Source organism: Janthinobacterium sp. SUN118 (genome assembly GCF_030397695.1).
Classification (GTDB): Bacteria; Pseudomonadota; Gammaproteobacteria; order Burkholderiales; family Burkholderiaceae_D; genus Janthinobacterium.
The window spans coordinates 1,556,741-1,573,901 of record NZ_JAPUBV010000001.1; the positions used below are offsets into that span (position 1 = coordinate 1,556,741).

Below are 17,161 nucleotides of genomic sequence, written 5' to 3' on the forward strand. Positions count from 1 at the left end.
GCCCCTGATATGTTCCCCCGACCTGGTTCACGCGCGGGGTTGCCGTGCTTGAGGCGAAAGTCGCGCTGTGCCTGCGCCTGGCCCAGGATGCCCGCGAGCAGGCCGGCCCGCAGCAGGCCGCCACCCTGGCGCGCCTGCAGGATGAACTGGAGCGCTTGCGCGGCGCCAGCCGCCCCGTGGTGCGCGTGGCGCCGGCCGATGCCTTGCTGGAAATCGACCCCGACGGTTTCCTGATCGGCTGGAACCATGGCGCCGAACAGATGTTCGGCTATTCCGAGCTGGAAGCGCTGGGCCAGCACATCCTGTTCCTGTACCCGGAAGACGATGCGGAAGCGAGCGTGCTGGAGCTGCATTTCACGCAGGGCGACGTGGCCACCGATGTGCGGCGGCGCAAGAAGTCGGGCATGGTGACGTGGCTGCGCATGCACCGCCACGTGATCCACGACCAGGTGGGCAAGGCCTGCGGCATGGCCGTGCGCCTGTCGGCCATGAGCGAGCCGCTGTCCGACGTCGACAAGGTGAAGTTGCACGCGCGCATCATCGAAGACAGCGAGCAGGGCGTCCTGATCACGGATGCGGAAGAGCGCATCGTCTCGATCAACAGCTCGTTTTCCCGCATCACCGGCTATTCGCCGGCCGAAGCCATCGGCCGCACGCCGGACTTGCTGCGCTCGGGCGTGCACGACCCCGATTTCCGCGCCAAGGTGCGCGCCGCCATGCGCGGCCACGGCTCGTGGCGCGGCGAGATCATCGGCAAGCGCAAGAATGGCGAGCTGTTTCCGCAAGACGTCACCATCAGCGTCGTGCGCGACGAGTTCGGCGAAATCAGCCACGTGTTTTCCCTGTTTTCCGATATCTCCGTGCACAAGGATGCCGAGGCGCGCATGCAGCGCATGGCCAACTACGACAGCCTGACGGGCTTGCCCAACCGCTGCCTGCTGAACCAGCTGGTCGACCAGGGCCTGGCCGAAGCGAAGCGCCAGGGCACGCATGGCGCGCTGATGGTCATCGACATCAGCCGCCTCGGCTCCATCAGCGACACGCTCGGCCATGAAGTGGGCGACCAGCTGGTGATCGCCATCGGCCAGCTGTTCCGTGGCGCCCTGCGCGACGCGGACATCCTGGCGCGCGTCGACAACAACAAGTTCGTCGTGGCCCTGCTGCATATCGAAAAGCGCGAGCATGCGGCAAATGTCGCGCAAAAACTGCTGAACCTGCTCGAAGCGCCCATCACCATCGAAACGCACGCCTTGCACGTGGGCGCAAGCATCGGCATCACCGTGTATCCGGAAGACGGCCTGGAAGCGCCGGCCCTGTTCCGCTTTGCCGACGTGGCCGTGGCCAAGGCGGGGCAGACGATCGAATCGACCTTCCTGTTTTACCGCGAAGACATGAACCGGCGCGCCAAGGAACATCTGCGCCTGGAAAGCGAAATGCGGCTGGCGCTGGGCGACAAGGAGCTGGAACTGCATTACCAGCCGAAGGTGAGCCTGGCCAGCGGGCGCATCGTGGGCGCGGAAGCCTTGCTGCGCTGGAAGCATCCGATGCGCGGCATGGTCTCGCCCGGCCTCTTCATTCCCGTCGCCGAGGAAACCAGCTTGATCCTGGAACTGGGCACCTGGGTGCTGGACGAGGCCTGTCGCCAGATCCGCAGCTGGGAAGACCGTGGCCTGCACATGCCGGCCATCGCCGTCAACCTGTCGGCGCGCCAGTTCGACGAGCAGTTGCCGGCGCGCATAGCGGCCGTGCTCGAGCGCTACCAGGTGCGGCCCGACCAGATCATGCTGGAAATCACGGAAAGCCTGCTGATGCGCGGCGCCGACAAGGTCATCGACATCATGAACCAGCTGGTGGCCATGGGCCTGGCGCTGGCGCTCGACGACTTCGGCACCGGCTATTCCAGCCTCGCGTATCTGAAAAAATTCCCGATCAGCACCCTGAAAATCGACCGCTCGTTCGTCATCGGCTTGCCCTTCGAGGAAAACGACTGCGCCATCGCGCGCGCCATCGTCACCATGGCGCAGCAGCTGCGCCAGGAAATCGTCGCGGAAGGCGTGGAAACGGCCGAACAGATGCGCTTCTTGCGCGAACTTGGCTGCGACCAGCTGCAAGGCTATCTGTTCAGCCCGGCGGTGCCGGCGGCCGAATTCGAGCTGATGCTGGGCGAGGGCAGGCAGCTGCGGCTGGAAGCGGTGGCCTAGCGGCGCTCCCTGCCGCCGCCAGGATTTCCGCGGCTAGACGCGCAGCAGGCCGCGAAACCCGCGGGCCGCGTAATACGATTCGGCGCCATTGTGATAGACGAAGACCTGGCCGTAGCGGCGGTCGCAGAACAGGGCGCCGCCCAGCTTCCTGACGCTGGCCGGCGTCGCGATCCAGCTCGAGGTTTTCTGGTCGAATGCGCCGAGTTCTTGCAGTTGCCGGTAATGGGCTTCCGTCAGCAGTGCGATGCCCATCGCGTCGGCCATGGCGGCCGCGCTGCCGGCCGGCTTGTTGGCCTTGCGCGCGGCCAATGCCGCATCGTCGAAGCACAGGCTGCGGCGCCCGGCGGGACTTTCTGCTGAACAATCGCAAAACGTGACGGCGCCCGTCTCGCCGGCATGCCCGATGACGTCGGGTTCGCCACCCGTGTCTTCCATGTGTTGTAGCGCCGTGAGACTGGCGGGAGCGGCGTTCAGGCGGGCCAGCACGGCATCCCATGCGAGGCCGGCATGGCGTTCCATGTGCTGGCTGAAGCGGGTTTGCAAGGTGCGGATCAAGTCATCATGCATGAGACGGCTCCCGGGAGGATTCACGATACGGGCGATTATACGGCGCGATGCCGGCAGGCGGCGCTCATCCCAGCTTGACCTTTTCCAGCAGGTAATCGAGCATCACGCGCACGCGGGCCGGCACTTGCAGGCCCGGCCCCACGAAGACGGCGTGCACCAGTTCCCTGTCGCCCGGATTGTAGTCTTCCAGCACTTCCACTAATTGACCTTGCGCAATGTCGCGCTGCACGTGCTGGCACGAAAAGCGTCCCAGTCCCATGCCCGCCAGCACCAGCTGGCGCATGCTTTCGCCATCGCTGACGCAGGCATTGCCTTGCGGCGCCACGTGCACCGTTCCGCCAGCGCCATCGAGGAAGGGCCAGGTTTCGTTCTGGCAGCGGAAGTTGAACGCCAGCAGATTATGCGATGGCAGGTCCTGCGGCGTGCGCGGCAGGCCGTGGCGCGCCACGTAGGCCGGCGACGCCACCACGACCATCGCATCTTCGCCGAGTTTGCGCGCCACCAGGTTCGATTCCTTCAGCTTGCCCGTGCGGATGGCGATGTCGGTGCGGTCTTCCAGCAAATCGACGACGGCATCGCTGACGACGACGTCGAGTGTGATATCGGGATAGCGTTGCGCGAACTCGGGCAGGATGGGCAGCAGATGACGCACGCCAAACGGCACGAAGCAGTTGACGCGCAAGCGCCCGCGCGGCGCCGCGCCCTGCGCCGCCTCGCGCTCGGCGCCGTCGATATCGTCGAGGATGCGCTTGCACTGCACGAAGAAGGCGTCGCCCTCGGGCGTCGTGTGCAGCTGGCGCGTGCTGCGCTGGAGCAATCGCGCACCGAGCCGCGCTTCCAGGCGGTTGACGAGCTTGCTGACGGCCGATGGCGTCAGGGCCAGGCGGCGCGCGGCGGCGGAAAAGGCGCCCGTTTCCACCACGGCAACAAACACGGCCATTTCGAATGCGCGGTTGATGTCTTGCCTGGCCATTATTGAATCCATTTCATAGGTGTTTCCATTATGAGAGTCTATATCAAAAGCTGGAAGCCCGATACACTGGCCGGCTTGAACCATATGCCGGAGAATTCCATGCACACCGCAAGCCCTGTTTCCCCTCCCGCCAGCAAGATGCCGCCCGGCGTGCTGGCGCTGGCCGTCGGCGCCTTTGCCATCGGCGTCACCGAATTCATCGTCGTCGGCATCCTGCCCGCCATCGCCAAGGATTTGCGTATTTCCATCGAATCGGCCGGCTCGCTGGTCAGCCTGTATGCGCTGGCGCTGGCCATCGGCACGCCGCTGCTGGTGCTGCTGATGTCGCGCCTGCCGCGCAAGGCAGCCCTGCTGGGGCTGATGAGCGTTTTCCTTGCCGGTAACTTGCTGGCCGCGTTTTCGCACACGTTTGAACTGTTATTGTTCGGCCGGGTCATCACGGCCGTGGCGCACGGCACCTTCTTTGCCATCGGCGCCACCGTGGCGGCCAGCCTGGTCAGCAAGGCGCAGGCGGGCAGGGCGATTTCCGTGATGTTCGCCGGCTTGACGCTGGCCATGGTGATCGGCGTGCCCTTCGGCAGCTTCCTCGGCAACCTGATGGGCTGGCGCCTGCCGTTCTTCGCCGTCGTTGTCCTGGCCGCCTTGGGCTTGGCGGCCATGGCGCGCTGGCTGCCGGCCGGCTTGCAACAGGGCAAGGGCGGCAAGGCCATGACGCAGCTGGCGGCATTGGGCAGCGGCCCGATCCTGACCATGATGGCCGTCACCACGTTCGGCTTCGGCAGCAGCTTTGCCGCGTTTACCTTCATCACGCCCATCCTGACGGATGTGACGGGCTTTTCCGCCACCATGGCCAGCGCCTTGCTGATCGTGTTCGGTGCCGCCACCTTTGCCGGCAACCTGGCGGGCGGCTACCTGACCAGCCACCTGGGCTGGCAAAAAGCGCTGCGATGGATGCTGCTGTTGCTGGCCGCTACGCAAGTGGGCGTGGCCCTGAGCATCAGCTCGCCATGGATGATGACGGTCATGCTGTTTGTCTGGGGTATTTTCTCGTTTGGCCTGTCGCCCGCCTTGCAGGCCGGCATGCTGGCCACGGCCGAGCGCTACACGCCGAAGGCCGTCGATTTCGCTTCGGGCCTGAACATTTCGGCGTTCAACCTCGGCATTTCATTCGGCTCGATGCTCGGCGCGCTGATGGTCTCGCGCCAGCTGATGGCGTCGTCGCCATGGGCCGGCGTGGCCGCCGCGCTGCTGGCCCTGCTGCCGCTGGCCTGGCTGGCGCGCAAAAACCTGGCATCCCACGTGGCGGGCGCGGCGGTGCATTAAGCGTCAGGTATGCACGGCGGCGGCCGGCGCCCGTTTCAGGCGCTGCGCCATATAGGAACTGCCCATCGACGCGGCCATGATCATGGCGATGGCCAGCCATTGCCCGGCGCCGAGGCGCTCGTCGAGCAGGATGAACGCGAGCATGGCGGCCACGGCCGGTTCCATGCTGCTCATGATGCCGAAGGCCTGCGGCGTCAGGCGCTTCAGGGCCACCATTTCCAGCGAGATGGGAACGGCGCTGGAAATGAGGGCAACGCCCAGGCCCACGGCCAGCACGGCCGGCGAGAGCAGGGCGGCGCCGCTGTGCGCCACGCCCACGGGCACCACCACCAGCGCGGCCATTGCCAGGCCCAGCGAGACGGAATGTCCCGCATGCAAATGGCTGGCGCGCTTGCCGAAGACGATATACGTGGCCCAGCAGACGGCGGCGGCCAGCGCGAACAGCACGCCGGTCGGGTCGAGGTTGCTGACGTCGTGTCCCAGCGGCAGCAGCAGCGCCAGTCCGGCCACGGCCAGCGCCACCCAGACGAAATCGAGCGGCCGGCGCGAGGCCAGCAGCGCGACGGCCAGCGGGCCGGAAAACTCGATGGCCACGGCGATGCCGAACGGAATCGTGCGCAGCGCCATATAGAAGCACAGGTTGGTCAAGCCCAGCGCCGCGCCGTACAGGGCCACCGTGCGCAGGTCGGCGCGGCTCAGCTGCCAGCGCCACGGGCGCCAGAACAGCAGCAGCAACAGCGCGGAAAAGCCCACGCGCACGGCCGTCGTGCCTTGCGCGCCGACGAGCGGGAACAGGCTGTGCTTGGCCCACGAAGTGCCCAGGCCCAGGCAGGTGACGGAGCCGAGGATGGCCAGCAGGGGAATAAACGAGGAATAGCGGTGTGATGGCATGGTGGGGGCTTGATATCGGAATGATGAAAGTTTATTGTGTCTGTTCTGATATTTGCACTCCATTTTGACCATCATGACGCAACTTTCGCTCGCCAACACTGCCGCAGCCCCCGCCCTCGACAGCTTCGACCTGGCCATCCTCGAGATATTGCAACGTGACAACACGACGTCGCAGCGCGAGATCGCCCAGGCCGTGCACCTGTCGGCGCCGGCCGTGCAGCGGCGCATCCGGCGCTTGCGCGAGAGCGGCGTGATCCGTGCGGAAGTGGCCGTGCTCGACGCCAGCCGGCTGGGCCGCCCCCTGACCCTGACGGTGGAGGTGCACTTGCACGACGAGCATCCGCTGCGCACGGCCGGCATGCGCGCCCGCATCATGGCCGAGCCGGCCATCCAGCAGTGCTACGGCATCACGGGCGAGGCCGACTATCTGCTGGTGATCACGGCTGCCAGCATGGCCGAATACGAAGCGCTGACGGAGCGCCTGTTCGGCGGCGACGACAATATCCGCCGCTATCGCACGTCGGTGGCCTTGACTTGCCTGAAGGTGGGCCTGCACGTGCCGCTGGGCGGCTGATGGCCCGGCGCTCGCCTTACAGTGCGAGCAGGCTCATGACGCCAGCCGCCGCCAGCGCCGTGGCGGCCGCGACGAGCGAGAGGGAAAAGCTGTGGCTATGGCGGTACAAGGCGCCGGCGACGAGCGGGCCCGCAATTTGCCCTGCGCCATAGGCCAGCGTCATCCTGGCCGCCAGGTTGGCGTTCGTCAGGCGCGCGATGCGCTGCGCGGCCGGCATGGCGATCGTCACCGTGCCCGTGAACGTGGCGCCCACGAGCGCAGCGCTGAGCAGGTAGCCGGCCGCATTGGCAAGGAATACGGGAACGATGACGCCGATGGCCTGCAGCAGCAAATTCCAGAACAGCGCCCGGCGCGTGCCGATGCGGTGATGCAGGCGATACCACAGGAAGCAGGACGGCGCCGCCCCCGCGCCGAACACGGCCCAGACATGGGCCGGGTCCAGGTCCGGCAAGGCGCCCTTGACGAGGGTCGGCAGATACGTGGCCGTGATGATGTAGCCGAAGCCGGCCAGGCCGTACAGCATGACCAGCGGCGCCGGCCTGACAGCCGCCAGCGGCGCGGTATCGACAGGCTGGCTGTCCGATACGGTTTCCGGGCCGCTCGCCGTCAGGCCGCGCGCGGCCAGCAGGCCCGCCAGCAGGCTGACGCCGCCGAGCAGCAACCACAGTCCGCCGCTGCGCAAGCCCGCCCACGCGCCCAGCGCCAGCAGTTCGGCCGAGACGGCGATGCCGACGCCGACGCCCGCATACAGCAGCGGCGCGCTGCGCGCCTGGCGCCGCTGTTCCAGCAGCCACAGCGACGCCGCGATCATGGCCAGCGCGCTGAAGACGCCGGCGACGCCGCGCACCAGTATCAGCACGGGCGCCGATTGCAGGACGCCGAGGATGGCCAGGCAGAACGCCGTGCCCAGCATGGCCCACAGGCACAAGCGGTGCGCGCTGGCCGCCCGGGCGCGCATGCCGAGCAGGGCGCCCAGCAGATAGCCGGCGTAGTTGACGGATGCCGCCCAGCTCCCTTCGGCCAGGCTGATCAGGCCTTCATCGACCATCTGCGGATAGAGGGCCGTGAAGGCGAAGCGGCCGAAGCCCATGCCGATCAGCATGACCAGCGCCGCATCGACGGCCGAGCGCAGCGGCGACGCGGCGTTCATGCGGCCAGGTCCCACAGCTGGGCCGTGAAGTGCTGGAATGCGGGCACGTCGAAGCCGTCGCGCCACACCAGGCAGGTGTCCGCCTGCCCCAGCGCGATGGTGCGCAGCGCCCCGGCCGCTGGACTCAGCTGCAGTACGCTGGCCGGCAGCACCGTGACGCAGGCGCCGGCAGCCACGCAGGCGATCATCGCGTGATACGAGCTCATCTCCTGAATCCGCCAGCCGCCGCTGCCGGCCATGCCCAGCCAGTGCTCGGCCAGCTGGCGATAGGCGCAGCCTTGCGGGAAGGCGGCCAGCGAACGCGGCTGGACGTCGCGGGCCGCGTGCACGGCAGGCTGGCCGGCCGGCAATAGCAGCAACAGCTCTTCGGTCCAGACGGGCCTGGCTTGCAAGCCCAGTTCCGCCATGGTGTCGAACTCATCATTGTTGGGCGGCAGCGCGGCGAAGGCGCAGTCGAGCTTGCCCATGCGGACTTGCTCGATCAACTGGCGCGACGGCCCCGTCTGCAATTCGAGGCGGGTGGCCGGATGCTGCCGATGGTAGGCGGCCAGCACGGCCGGCAGGCGGCTGGCGGCCGTGCTCTCCATGCTGCCTATGCGCAACGCGCCGCCGTCGCGCCCGCCCGTCACGACGTGGCGCGCTTCCTCCTCCAGCGCCAGCATGCGCCTGGCATAGTCGAGAAAGCGCTCGCCGGCGGCGGACAGGGCGATGCGCTTGCCCGCGCGCACGAACAGTTCGGCGCCCATCTCCGCTTCCAGCTGCTGGATGCGCGTGGTGACATTCGACGGCACCCGGCCCAGCCGCGTGGCGGCGTTGGTGATGCTCAGTTCAGCGGCGACGGCGCAGAAGATCTTCAGCGATTCGGAATCCATATCATTTCTCCATTGGGAATGATATTATATATTGATTCTTAATTTAAGAATAAACTTCGCTGAGAATAACGCTGATCGTCATTGGAAGGAAACGGCCATGTCTTCATCCCTGAATTTCTTTGAACAGTTGTCCGTGCAGCATCCCATCGTGCAGGCGCCGATGGCTGGCGTGTCCACCCCGCAGCTGGCCGCCGCCGTCTCGGACGCCGGTGCGCTCGGTTCGCTGGGCATCGGCGCCAGCACGCCGGCGCAGGCGCGCCAGATGATCGCCGAGACGCAGGCCCTGACCGGCAAGCCCTTCAATGTGAACGTGTTCTGCCATGCGCCGGCGCGCCGCGATGCCGCCCGCGAAGCGGCTTGGCTGGCCCATCTGGCGCCCCTGTTCGCGCAGGCGGGCATCGCCGTGCCGGCGGTCCTCGATGAAGTCTACCCATCCTTCAATGGCGACGACGAGGCATTCCGGCTGCTGCTGGAACTGCGTCCCGCCGTCGTCAGTTTTCATTTTGGCTTGCCGCCGGCAGGGCAGCTGGCCGCGTTGCGCCAGGCGGGCATACGCACGATGGCGACGGCGACCAATGTGCAGGAAGCCGTGCTGATCGAACAGGCGGGCATCGACGCCATCGTCGCCCAGGGCGTGGAGGCGGGCGGGCACCGCGGCATGTTCGATCCCGAGGCGAGCGACGAGCGCCTCAGCATGGCGGTGCTCGTGCGCCTGCTCGTCAAGCGCTGCACGCTGCCCGTGATTGCCGCCGGCGGCATCATGGACGGGGCCGGCATCCGCGCCGCCCTCGACCTGGGGGCAGCCGGCGCGCAGCTGGGCACGGCCTTTATCCTGTGCCCGGAAACGGCCGCGAATGCCGCCTACCGCGCCAATCTGCAAAGCGAACGGGCAACGCACACGCGCCTGACGGCAGCCCTGTCCGGCCGCCCCGCGCGCGGCATCGTGAACGACCTGATGGCGCACGGCGACGCCGCAGGCGCACCGCTTCCCGCCGCCTATCCGGTGGCCTACGATGCGGCCAAGCAACTGCACGCGGCCGCCGCCCAGGCCGGCAACCATGGTTATGCGGCCCATTGGGCGGGGCAGGGCGCGCCACTGGTCCGCGCCATGCCGGCGGCCGAACTGGTGCGCACCCTGCTCGAGGAAATGCGTATCCCCGGTCGCGCCAGCTGATACGCCCAGACCATGGCTTCCTGCGGAAATGGAGCGGCCAGGAGCGACCATGAGGCGCGGCCACGGCCGGCGGTGCTGGCCGAGCAGTTGATGACAGAACTGCAGCGCTATCGCGCGCACGGCGGTACGCTGGCGCCGACTATGCGGCGCTTCCTGCGGGCCATCGAGGACAGCGCGGACGCGCCTGACGGCGCACGCCGGCGCGCCGCCGCCATCGCCTACCGCCTCGACCCGGCGCTGCTCGATGTGCTGCACGGTGCGGGCATGGCGGACATGCCTCCCGCTGAGTTGTCGCGCATCAAGGCCGCGTTGCCGGACATCGTGCGGCAGGTCGCCAGGATCGCGGCGGGGCTGCCGGTGGCGACGCTGGGCCTGGACGCGCAGGGACAGGCAAGCACATGCGGGGTGCTGGTTGCCGCCGTCATTCCGGCGTAACATGAGGCCTGATGCGTTGCAGGCCCGAGCGGCCGGGGCAGCGTCGGCTTTCCGCAAGCAGCCCGGAGCGGACATATCGGGAGACCCATGAAGAGTGCCTTGAATTTACTATTGCCACGCGACAAACACGATACGGATGCGGCCGAAGCCCTGGTGGCGCTGGGCTGGGAAAAGCTGGAGCGTGTCATGCCGCAGATCCTGGAATGGATGCAGGACATCAACTGGCCGGTTGCCGCCATTTTCCGCCCGTTCTTGGCGGCCCAGGGCGCACGCCTCGCGCCCTGCCTCAAGCCGATTTTCGCCGGCGATGACGATATCTGGAAATACAATATCCTGTCGGGGATTGTCCTCCAGTCGCCGGAACTCGCGTCTGCAATCAGTGCGGAACTGGAGCGCCTGGTCCGCAGCCCGACAAGTGGCGAACGGCAGGAATACGTGACGGAGCAAGCCGAGGAAATCTTGGCGAGCTGGACGGGTAGACCTGTCGCGGCCGGTAGCGGCCAGTCGGTTGACCCACGATAAGCTAGGGAATTCCTGGTGAATGTTGCAGATAAATCAGCTATCGCTCCGGCAGATACGCCAGGCGCCGGGCCCATGGACGCCATTGGTGTCATCGCGGGCATAGACAGCGCGCTCATGTGCGCCTCGATGAGCGCAAACATCATTGCCTTGAATTCTTAGGTGGCCAGTTGAAACAGGCGATTGGCGATATTCTTGACGGCGTCTCTACTTTCCGCCGAGGTGCTCGCGTTGGTGAATACCGCCACGCCGCTGCGCGTGAGCGGATTCACATACACGGCGGTAAAGACGCCCGGATCGCCGCCCCAATGATTGGGCATCGCCTGTCCTCCCAGCGGGGATGCCATCCAGCCCAGCCCCTGGCCGCTCAGCCAGGCCGGTAGTCCGACCGGCGTCTGCATATCCAGCATCTGCGCCATGGCGGACGCTCCCAGCACGTTAACGCCTGCCGAATGACCGGCGTTTGCCGCCGCGGCGACGAACTTCATGAAATCGCTGATCGATGATCGCAACATGCCAACCGGCCAGTCTGGAAAACCGACAGGTTTCACGGCGACCAGCGCCCCATCCACCAGGTCATATGGCTCGGCGCTGCGCAAGGGCGGGGTGCCTTTGATCGTCCAGCTCGTATCATTCATGGCGAGCGGCGCAAAAATATCCCTGCGGGTCTGTTCGCGCATGTCCATCCCTCCGATGCGGCCAGCAAGATGCCCCAGCAAGGCGAAGCCCACGTTGCTGTAGTCCCATGTGGACGCAGGGGGCGTGGCTGAGAAGCATTGCGCTGCCGAATAATTGACACCCTCGGGCGTGAGATACTGCTTGAGGAAGTCGGACAAGACTTGCTCGGCATCGCGGCCCTGCTGCCGGAAGTCGATTTCGTAATACCGGGCGTCGGAAATGCTCGATGTGTGCGTCAGCAGCTGTCGGAAGGTGATTGCCGTGTCGCGGAATCGCGGGTTGATAACGGGGAAATCCAGATGGCCCGCGATAGATTCATCGAGGGCGAGCTTGCCTCGCTCGGCCAGACGCATGATCATGGTCGCGGTCACCACTTTGGTAACGGACGCAAGATGAAACATTGTGTCGGCGGTCACGGCCCTGCGCTGGGCGATGCTGGCCATGCCGTAACCTTGAGCAAATTGCACGACGCCATCGCGGGCAAAACCGGCGGCCAGGCCCGGGATGTTGGCCGTGCGCATTTCGTTCCGGATAAAGGACTCCAGGTCGGAGGCTGGAGGCGCGAGACGCTCTCCCGTCGCGACGGCCGGCAACAACAGCGCTGACAGTCCTGCTCCGAGAAAAGCGCGCCGGGAAATCGGGGACACGGGCTTGGGGATATGGACTGGCATGTTTCGCTCTCTCTACATGGAAGTGGTGCAAACGGGAGGCTACATGCTATTATGTGTAGGTGCCTACATAAATGTCAACTTAAAAACAGAGAGAGCATGATCATGCACGATTATTCGCGGCTTGCCGGCGGAGCAGCGATCGGCGCCAGGCTGAGGCGCCTGTCGGAAAGCCTCGACGGTGACTCGACGCGGGTGTACGCCGCATTGGGAATTTCATTCGAGCAGCGCTGGTTTGGCGTGCTGAACCAATTAGCCATGAGGGAATCCGCCACCGTGGGGGAACTGGCGGCAACGCTGAAAATCACGCATGTTTCCGTGAGCCAGACACGGCAGTCACTTGAAAAAGCGGGCATCGTGACGTCGGAGTCGGACCCCGAGGATGCGCGCAAGAAGAAAATAACGCTCACTGCGGAAGGCAAGCGACTGGTCGCACAGTTGCGGCCAATCTGGCTTGCATGTGACGAAGCGGCCCGTGAGCTGAACGCGGAGGCGGGTGACGTCGTGGCGTCGCTAAACAGGCTCGATGACGCTCTGGAGCGGCAATCCATCTTTGATCGCATCATGGTCCGCATTGCCAGGCGATAAGGTGCATTTTCCGCTCACACTCACGGCGTTCAAGCGGTATGGCAGTGCCTGCTTCGGGGCGCAAGCTGTCCGACAGGCGTTGCGACGGCAGGGCAATGAATGCCAGCCGGGGCCTGCGGCATGGCACAATGCGTGACTCGCACCCCGTGTGCCTAGCTGCTTTTCTCTACAGGACTTTCATGACCCGCGCCATTCTCGACGAAACCCAGATCCATCCCGCCGCCCGCCCCCTGATCGGCAGCAGGCACACGGCGATTGTGCGCGAGGTGCAGGCTGCCATTGCCGCGCATCAGGTGGTGGTGGTCGGCATGGCGCTCAATCCGTTTCCGCGCAAGGCGCGCAAGATCCTCGACGTGCTGGGCACGCCGTATCAGTATTTGCAATACGGCAGCTACCTGAACCAGTGGCACCGCCGCAATGCGCTGAAAATGTGGACGGGCTGGCCCACGTTTCCCATGATCTTCGTCAATGGCGTGCTGATCGGTGGCGCCAGCGAGCTGCAACAGCTCGTGGAAAATGGCGAGTTCAGCGCCATGCTGGCAAAGAAAGTGCGCCAGTTCTGACGCATTTCTTGCGCTACCTTATTCCCCCGGCCGCCATGGCGACTTGTGCGTGCGCAAGGGGTCGAGCAGGCTGCGCAAATCATTGTGGTCGAGTTCATACATGAGCGCGATCAGGCTGCCCAGTTCGCCCGAAGGAAAGCCTTCGCGCGCGAACCAGCCCAGGTAGTGGCCGGGCAGGTCGGCCAGCAAGCGCCCCTGATATTTTCCATACGGCATTTCGCGCGTGACCAGCAGCGCCAGTTTTTCTGAATTCATGATGCTGCTCCCATTTCCTGAGCGGCAGTGTAGCAGATGCATGGCAGCGTTATGGCGGTAGATGGGCGAGAGAGTTCCCTGACATTTGCCGTCATTATGGCTGGATCAAACCAGCGCCACATGAGCGCTGCGCGCGCCCCGATTCAGCGCATACTGCGGCGATGGTTACTGAGGAGTGCGACGATGCGAGCAGCCATCGCCCCGCGCCGCCCGAGGTGGTGGACATCGATCGTGGCGGCATTGTTTGCCCTGCTGGCGGCATGCGACCAGCCGGCGGCCATGAACCGCGAGGATCCCGGCTGGGTAGACCGTGCCGATCCGCAGCACAGGATCGCGCTCGTGTTTGTGCATGGCATCTTCGGCAGCACGCGCGGCACGTGGACAGACGGAAATGGAGAAAGTTTTTTCCGCCTGCTGAAAAAGGATGCGCGGCTGGGGCCGCAAGTCGATACGTATGCCTTCGGTTTCAGCTCCAACATCATGTCCGGCGGTTCGCTCGATATCCGCGAAGCGGCCAACAAACTGCAAAGCTATCTGACCCCGGCTGGCGTGCTCGACTACCAAGCCATCGTGTTTGTCGGACACAGCATGGGCGGGCTCGTCATCATGCGCTATCTGGCCAACAATCTGGACAAGCATCCGGAGCTGGCGGAAAAAGTGCCGCTGATTGTCCTGTTCAGTGCGCCGATGGAGGGGGCCCAGGTGGCGCAGCTGGCAACCCTGGTCTTAAAAAATCCCGCGCTGTCCAACATGCGGCCCGTGGACAGCAACGACATGCTCAAGCAGCTCAGCGACGACTGGGCCAGCCTTGCCGTCAAGCCGCGCGTCAGCTGCGCCTATGAGACGGCGAATGTGGGAGGCATGCGCATCGTGCCATGGGGCAGCGCCACCCGCGTGTGCATCGGGCGCCCGCTGGCGATCGACAATGCCGACCACATCACGCTCGTCAAGCCGGACCGGCCCACGCATCCCGCGTACATGTTCCTGTCCGGCGAGCTGATCGAACATGTGTTGCCGCTGCAATTGGGCGCGCGCCTGGAATTGCCCGATTTCCAGCGCGACAAGAACGTCTACACGTTTACCCTCGCCTCGCCCGAGGAAAATGCCCGGCTGATGAACACGGGACGGGGCAGGATGAAGTACTGGATCGCGGAGAAATCCAGCAAGGCACTGCTGGTGTCGCCGGGCGCCACGCCACAGCAGATCAATGGGCAATCCACCGAGCTGCTGACGGTGGCGCTGCGCGTGGATGCCGATCAAGCTGCCTATGCCTTCACGCTGAAGAGCGACCTGCCTTCCGAACAAAGGGTGCGCGTGCTCGTGCCCGACCTGCGCCAGCTGCGCGAAGGCCATCGGCGCAATGCCGTCAAGGTCGCGGCGGAACTGGCCGACTACCTGCGCGATGCAGCCAGGGCGGGCGAGCTTGCCGCCTTGCAGAACGATCCCGACCGTCTCAATGCGCAACTGGCGGTGGTGGCGCGCAAGGCGCTCGGCGAACAGATCAAGCGCCTGCCCAGCGCCGAGCAATGGCTGCTGACGGCGGACTTGCTGGCCGCCGCCAACCTGACCAAGGTCGCCTCCGCGGCCCTGGCGCAGAGCGCCGGCATCGATGCGTTTTACCAGCCGGCGGCGCAGGAGCTGCACGACAAGCTGCTGGCGCAGGGCCGCGCGGACGCGCTGCTGCGCGAGCGGGCGGAGGCATGGATCGAGCATGGCGGCGCCGGACCACCGCAAGACTTGGCGGGCGACCCCGCGCAGCCGGTACAGGCCAGGCCGGCTATTCCGGCGTGGCTGGATACGGAAGATTACCAGCGGGCTACGCGCAAGCTGGTGCAGGAAATGTCGGCCGTGGCCTCGCTGCGGCGCGACGCGGCCAGCCTTCAGGTGGCCACCATGAAAATGCCGCCCGATCTGGCGACGATGGTGCACAAACGGGCCGTGCTGGAGCAGTCTGTGCTGCCGGGCGACGCCATGACGCCGAAGCTGTTTACGCCGTCGGCCACGACCGGGCAGGCGCATCCGGTCAAGCCCGGTCTGCAAGGGCCGGACAGCACTTCGCGCGGCGTGGAGGTGAAAGCACGCGAGAAGCTGCAAAAGCCGGAGAAATTCGAGCAGTGGGAAAAGGCGAAGAGGCTGGAAAACAGGGATAGCAGGGAGCAATAGCGGAAGCCAGGCAATAATTCATGGAGGCATGGAAGGAGAAAATGCTGCGGAAATGGCGGAAACAACCGCAGAAAGAGCTGCAAAAACCGTTGCAGAAACAGCTGCAGAAACAGCTGCAGAAACAGCTGCCTGGCGACCGCATGAGGGCGCCAGGCAGCGCGGCCATGCCGCTGGCGCTGCTGGACGGCGCTATGGATGGTGCCGGAGGCGCGATGGTTGATGTTCATATTGTTGACTCATGGGCAAATATCTTCTGTCCGGAGACGTATTTTTCGAAACAAAGAAAGCCCCGATACTGCAAGTCTTGCATTTGCATACCCTTTGCATGCACTTATATCGGAGTCTTTCATGCCCATTGCCTTGCTCGCGCTGACCCTCAGCGCATTTGCCATCGGAACCACCGAGTTTGTCATCGTCGGGCTCTTGCCCACCATCGCCGCGGACCTGGGCGTCAACTTGCCATCGGCCGGCTTGCTGGTCAGCCTGTACGCGCTGGGCGTCGCCGTGGGCGCGCCCGTCCTGACTGCCCTGACGGGCAAGATTCCCCGCAAGACCCTGCTGCTGTCGCTGATGGTCTTGTTTACCCTGGGAAATTTGCTGGCCTGGAAGTCGCCCGGCTATGAAACCCTGGTGGTGGCCCGCATCCTGACGGGGCTGGCGCACGGCGTGTTCTTCTCGATCGGCTCGACCATCGCCACTTCGCTGGTGCCGAAAGACAAGGCGGCCAGCGCCATCGCCATCATGTTTACGGGCTTGACCGTGGCCCTGGTGACGGGCGTGCCGCTCGGTACCTTCATCGGCCAGCATTTCGGCTGGCGCGAAACTTTCCTGGCCGTCTCGGCCCTGGGCCTGGTCGCCTTCGTCGGCAGCCTGCTGTATGTGCCGTCCAATATCGCGCATAGCAAACCGGCGTCCCTGCTGCAGCAAGTGCAGGTGCTGGGCCAGCCCCGTCTGTTGCTGGTGTATGCGATGACGGCCGTCGGCTATGGCGGCTCCTTCATCGCCTTTACTTACCTGGCCCCCATCCTGCAGCAAGTGTCGGGCTTTGGCGCCGGCGCCGTGGGCGTGGTGATGCTCGTGTATGGCGTGTCCGTCGCCTTCGGCAATATCTGGGGTGGCAAGCTGGCCGACAAGCGGGGACCCGTCAGTGCCCTGAAACTGATCTTCCTGTTGCTGGCCGCCGTCTTGCTGCTGCTGACCTTCACGGCGCCGCACCCGGTTCTCGTGGTCATGACCGTACTGTTGTGGGGCGCCGTGGCCTTCGGTAACGTGGCCGGCTTGCAAGTGTATGTCGTGCAGCAGGCTGAACACTTCACGCCGCGCGCCGTCGACGTGGCTTCCGGCTTGAACATCGCTGCCTTCAACCTGGGCATCGCCGGCGGCGCCTGGGGCGGCGGCCTGATCGTCGAACGCCTGGGCCTCGTGCATACGGGCTGGATAGGCGCACTGGTCGTGCTGGGCGCATTCGGCTTGACGGCCCTCAGTGGCCGCCTGGACCGTATCAATCCCATTCCCGTGCGTACCGGCGGCGAGAAATCGATCCATGCGGTAGGACATTAACGCTACG

Annotated in this window: 17 protein-coding genes; 10 read left to right on the forward strand and 7 right to left on the reverse strand. The window is 65.3% G+C overall.

Going from position 1 to position 17,161, the window contains the following annotated elements:
• Positions 1-44 precede the first annotated feature (44 nt).
• The gene (locus tag O0880_RS07135; RefSeq protein WP_071322810.1) at positions 45-2,201 is read left to right on the forward strand and encodes a bifunctional diguanylate cyclase/phosphodiesterase; all 2,157 of its coding nucleotides are present in this window, start codon (positions 45-47) and stop codon (positions 2,199-2,201) included.
• Between the two features lie 33 nt (positions 2,202-2,234).
• On the opposite strand, the gene O0880_RS07140 is transcribed toward O0880_RS07135, so the two are convergent.
• Both O0880_RS07140 and O0880_RS07145 read right to left on the reverse strand, forming a co-directional pair.
• A complete protein-coding gene (locus O0880_RS07140; protein ID WP_289885782.1) occupies positions 2,235-2,768 on the reverse strand; it encodes a DUF4256 domain-containing protein in 534 nt (177 codons plus the stop codon).
• 64 nt (positions 2,769-2,832) lie between these two features.
• Entirely contained in the window at positions 2,833-3,741 is a 909-nt protein-coding gene (locus tag O0880_RS07145) for a LysR family transcriptional regulator (protein ID WP_289885783.1), read from the reverse strand.
• Positions 3,742-3,840: 99 nt separating this feature from the next.
• Here O0880_RS07145 and O0880_RS07150 point away from each other — a divergent pair, with 99 nt between their 5' ends.
• Positions 3,841-5,064, forward strand: a complete 1,224-nt coding sequence (locus tag O0880_RS07150; protein WP_289885785.1) for an MFS transporter — start codon at positions 3,841-3,843, stop codon at positions 5,062-5,064.
• A 3-nt stretch (positions 5,065-5,067) separates the two neighbouring features.
• On the opposite strand, the gene O0880_RS07155 is transcribed toward O0880_RS07150, so the two are convergent.
• Positions 5,068-5,955 carry an EamA family transporter gene (locus O0880_RS07155; protein WP_071322813.1) on the reverse strand — a complete coding sequence of 296 codons (888 nt, stop codon included), beginning with the start codon at positions 5,953-5,955 and terminating at the stop codon, positions 5,068-5,070.
• Positions 5,956-6,028: 73 nt separating this feature from the next.
• Between O0880_RS07155 and O0880_RS07160 the strand changes: the two genes are divergently transcribed.
• Positions 6,029-6,529: an Lrp/AsnC family transcriptional regulator gene (locus O0880_RS07160; RefSeq protein ID WP_071326317.1), complete on the forward strand. Its 501-nt coding sequence runs from the start codon at positions 6,029-6,031 to the stop codon at positions 6,527-6,529.
• Positions 6,530-6,545: 16 nt separating this feature from the next.
• Here the strand turns inward: O0880_RS07160 and O0880_RS07165 are convergent, their stop codons facing one another.
• Both O0880_RS07165 and O0880_RS07170 read right to left on the reverse strand, forming a co-directional pair.
• On the reverse strand, positions 6,546-7,679 hold the full coding sequence (locus tag O0880_RS07165; RefSeq protein WP_289885787.1) for a YbfB/YjiJ family MFS transporter: 1,134 nt from the start codon (positions 7,677-7,679) through the stop codon (positions 6,546-6,548).
• Positions 7,676-8,551, reverse strand: a complete 876-nt coding sequence (locus O0880_RS07170; protein ID WP_289885788.1) for a LysR family transcriptional regulator — start codon at positions 8,549-8,551, stop codon at positions 7,676-7,678. Before O0880_RS07170 ends, O0880_RS07165 begins: the two co-directional genes overlap by 4 nt.
• A gap of 97 nt (positions 8,552-8,648) precedes the next feature.
• Here O0880_RS07170 and O0880_RS07175 point away from each other — a divergent pair, with 97 nt between their 5' ends.
• The 3 genes from O0880_RS07175 (at position 8,649) to O0880_RS07185 (ending at position 10,682) form a co-directional block, all read left to right on the forward strand.
• The gene (locus O0880_RS07175; protein WP_071322816.1) at positions 8,649-9,725 is read left to right on the forward strand and encodes a nitronate monooxygenase; all 1,077 of its coding nucleotides are present in this window, start codon (positions 8,649-8,651) and stop codon (positions 9,723-9,725) included.
• A 90-nt stretch (positions 9,726-9,815) separates the two neighbouring features.
• Positions 9,816-10,160, forward strand: a complete 345-nt coding sequence (locus O0880_RS07180; protein WP_289885789.1) for a hypothetical protein — start codon at positions 9,816-9,818, stop codon at positions 10,158-10,160.
• Positions 10,161-10,247: 87 nt separating this feature from the next.
• Entirely contained in the window at positions 10,248-10,682 is a 435-nt protein-coding gene (locus tag O0880_RS07185) for a DUF5071 domain-containing protein (protein WP_289885790.1), read from the forward strand.
• Positions 10,683-10,837: 155 nt separating this feature from the next.
• Here O0880_RS07185 and O0880_RS07190 read toward each other — a convergent pair whose 3' ends face one another.
• On the reverse strand, positions 10,838-12,028 hold the full coding sequence (locus O0880_RS07190) for a serine hydrolase domain-containing protein (RefSeq protein ID WP_289885792.1): 1,191 nt from the start codon (positions 12,026-12,028) through the stop codon (positions 10,838-10,840).
• Positions 12,029-12,124: 96 nt separating this feature from the next.
• Between O0880_RS07190 and O0880_RS07195 the strand changes: the two genes are divergently transcribed.
• Both O0880_RS07195 and O0880_RS07200 read left to right on the forward strand, forming a co-directional pair.
• On the forward strand, positions 12,125-12,613 hold the full coding sequence (locus O0880_RS07195) for a MarR family transcriptional regulator (RefSeq protein WP_289885793.1): 489 nt from the start codon (positions 12,125-12,127) through the stop codon (positions 12,611-12,613).
• Positions 12,614-12,792: 179 nt separating this feature from the next.
• On the forward strand, positions 12,793-13,176 hold the full coding sequence (locus tag O0880_RS07200) for a glutaredoxin domain-containing protein (protein WP_071322820.1): 384 nt from the start codon (positions 12,793-12,795) through the stop codon (positions 13,174-13,176).
• Positions 13,177-13,194: 18 nt separating this feature from the next.
• On the opposite strand, the gene O0880_RS07205 is transcribed toward O0880_RS07200, so the two are convergent.
• Positions 13,195-13,431 carry a DUF3820 family protein gene (locus O0880_RS07205; RefSeq protein ID WP_071322821.1) on the reverse strand — a complete coding sequence of 79 codons (237 nt, stop codon included), beginning with the start codon at positions 13,429-13,431 and terminating at the stop codon, positions 13,195-13,197.
• A gap of 183 nt (positions 13,432-13,614) precedes the next feature.
• Here O0880_RS07205 and O0880_RS07210 point away from each other — a divergent pair, with 183 nt between their 5' ends.
• Entirely contained in the window at positions 13,615-15,594 is a 1,980-nt protein-coding gene (locus O0880_RS07210) for an alpha/beta fold hydrolase (protein ID WP_289885795.1), read from the forward strand.
• Between the two features lie 348 nt (positions 15,595-15,942).
• Positions 15,943-17,154: an MFS transporter gene (locus O0880_RS07215; RefSeq protein WP_289885796.1), complete on the forward strand. Its 1,212-nt coding sequence runs from the start codon at positions 15,943-15,945 to the stop codon at positions 17,152-17,154.
• Positions 17,155-17,161: the final 7 nt, after the last annotated feature.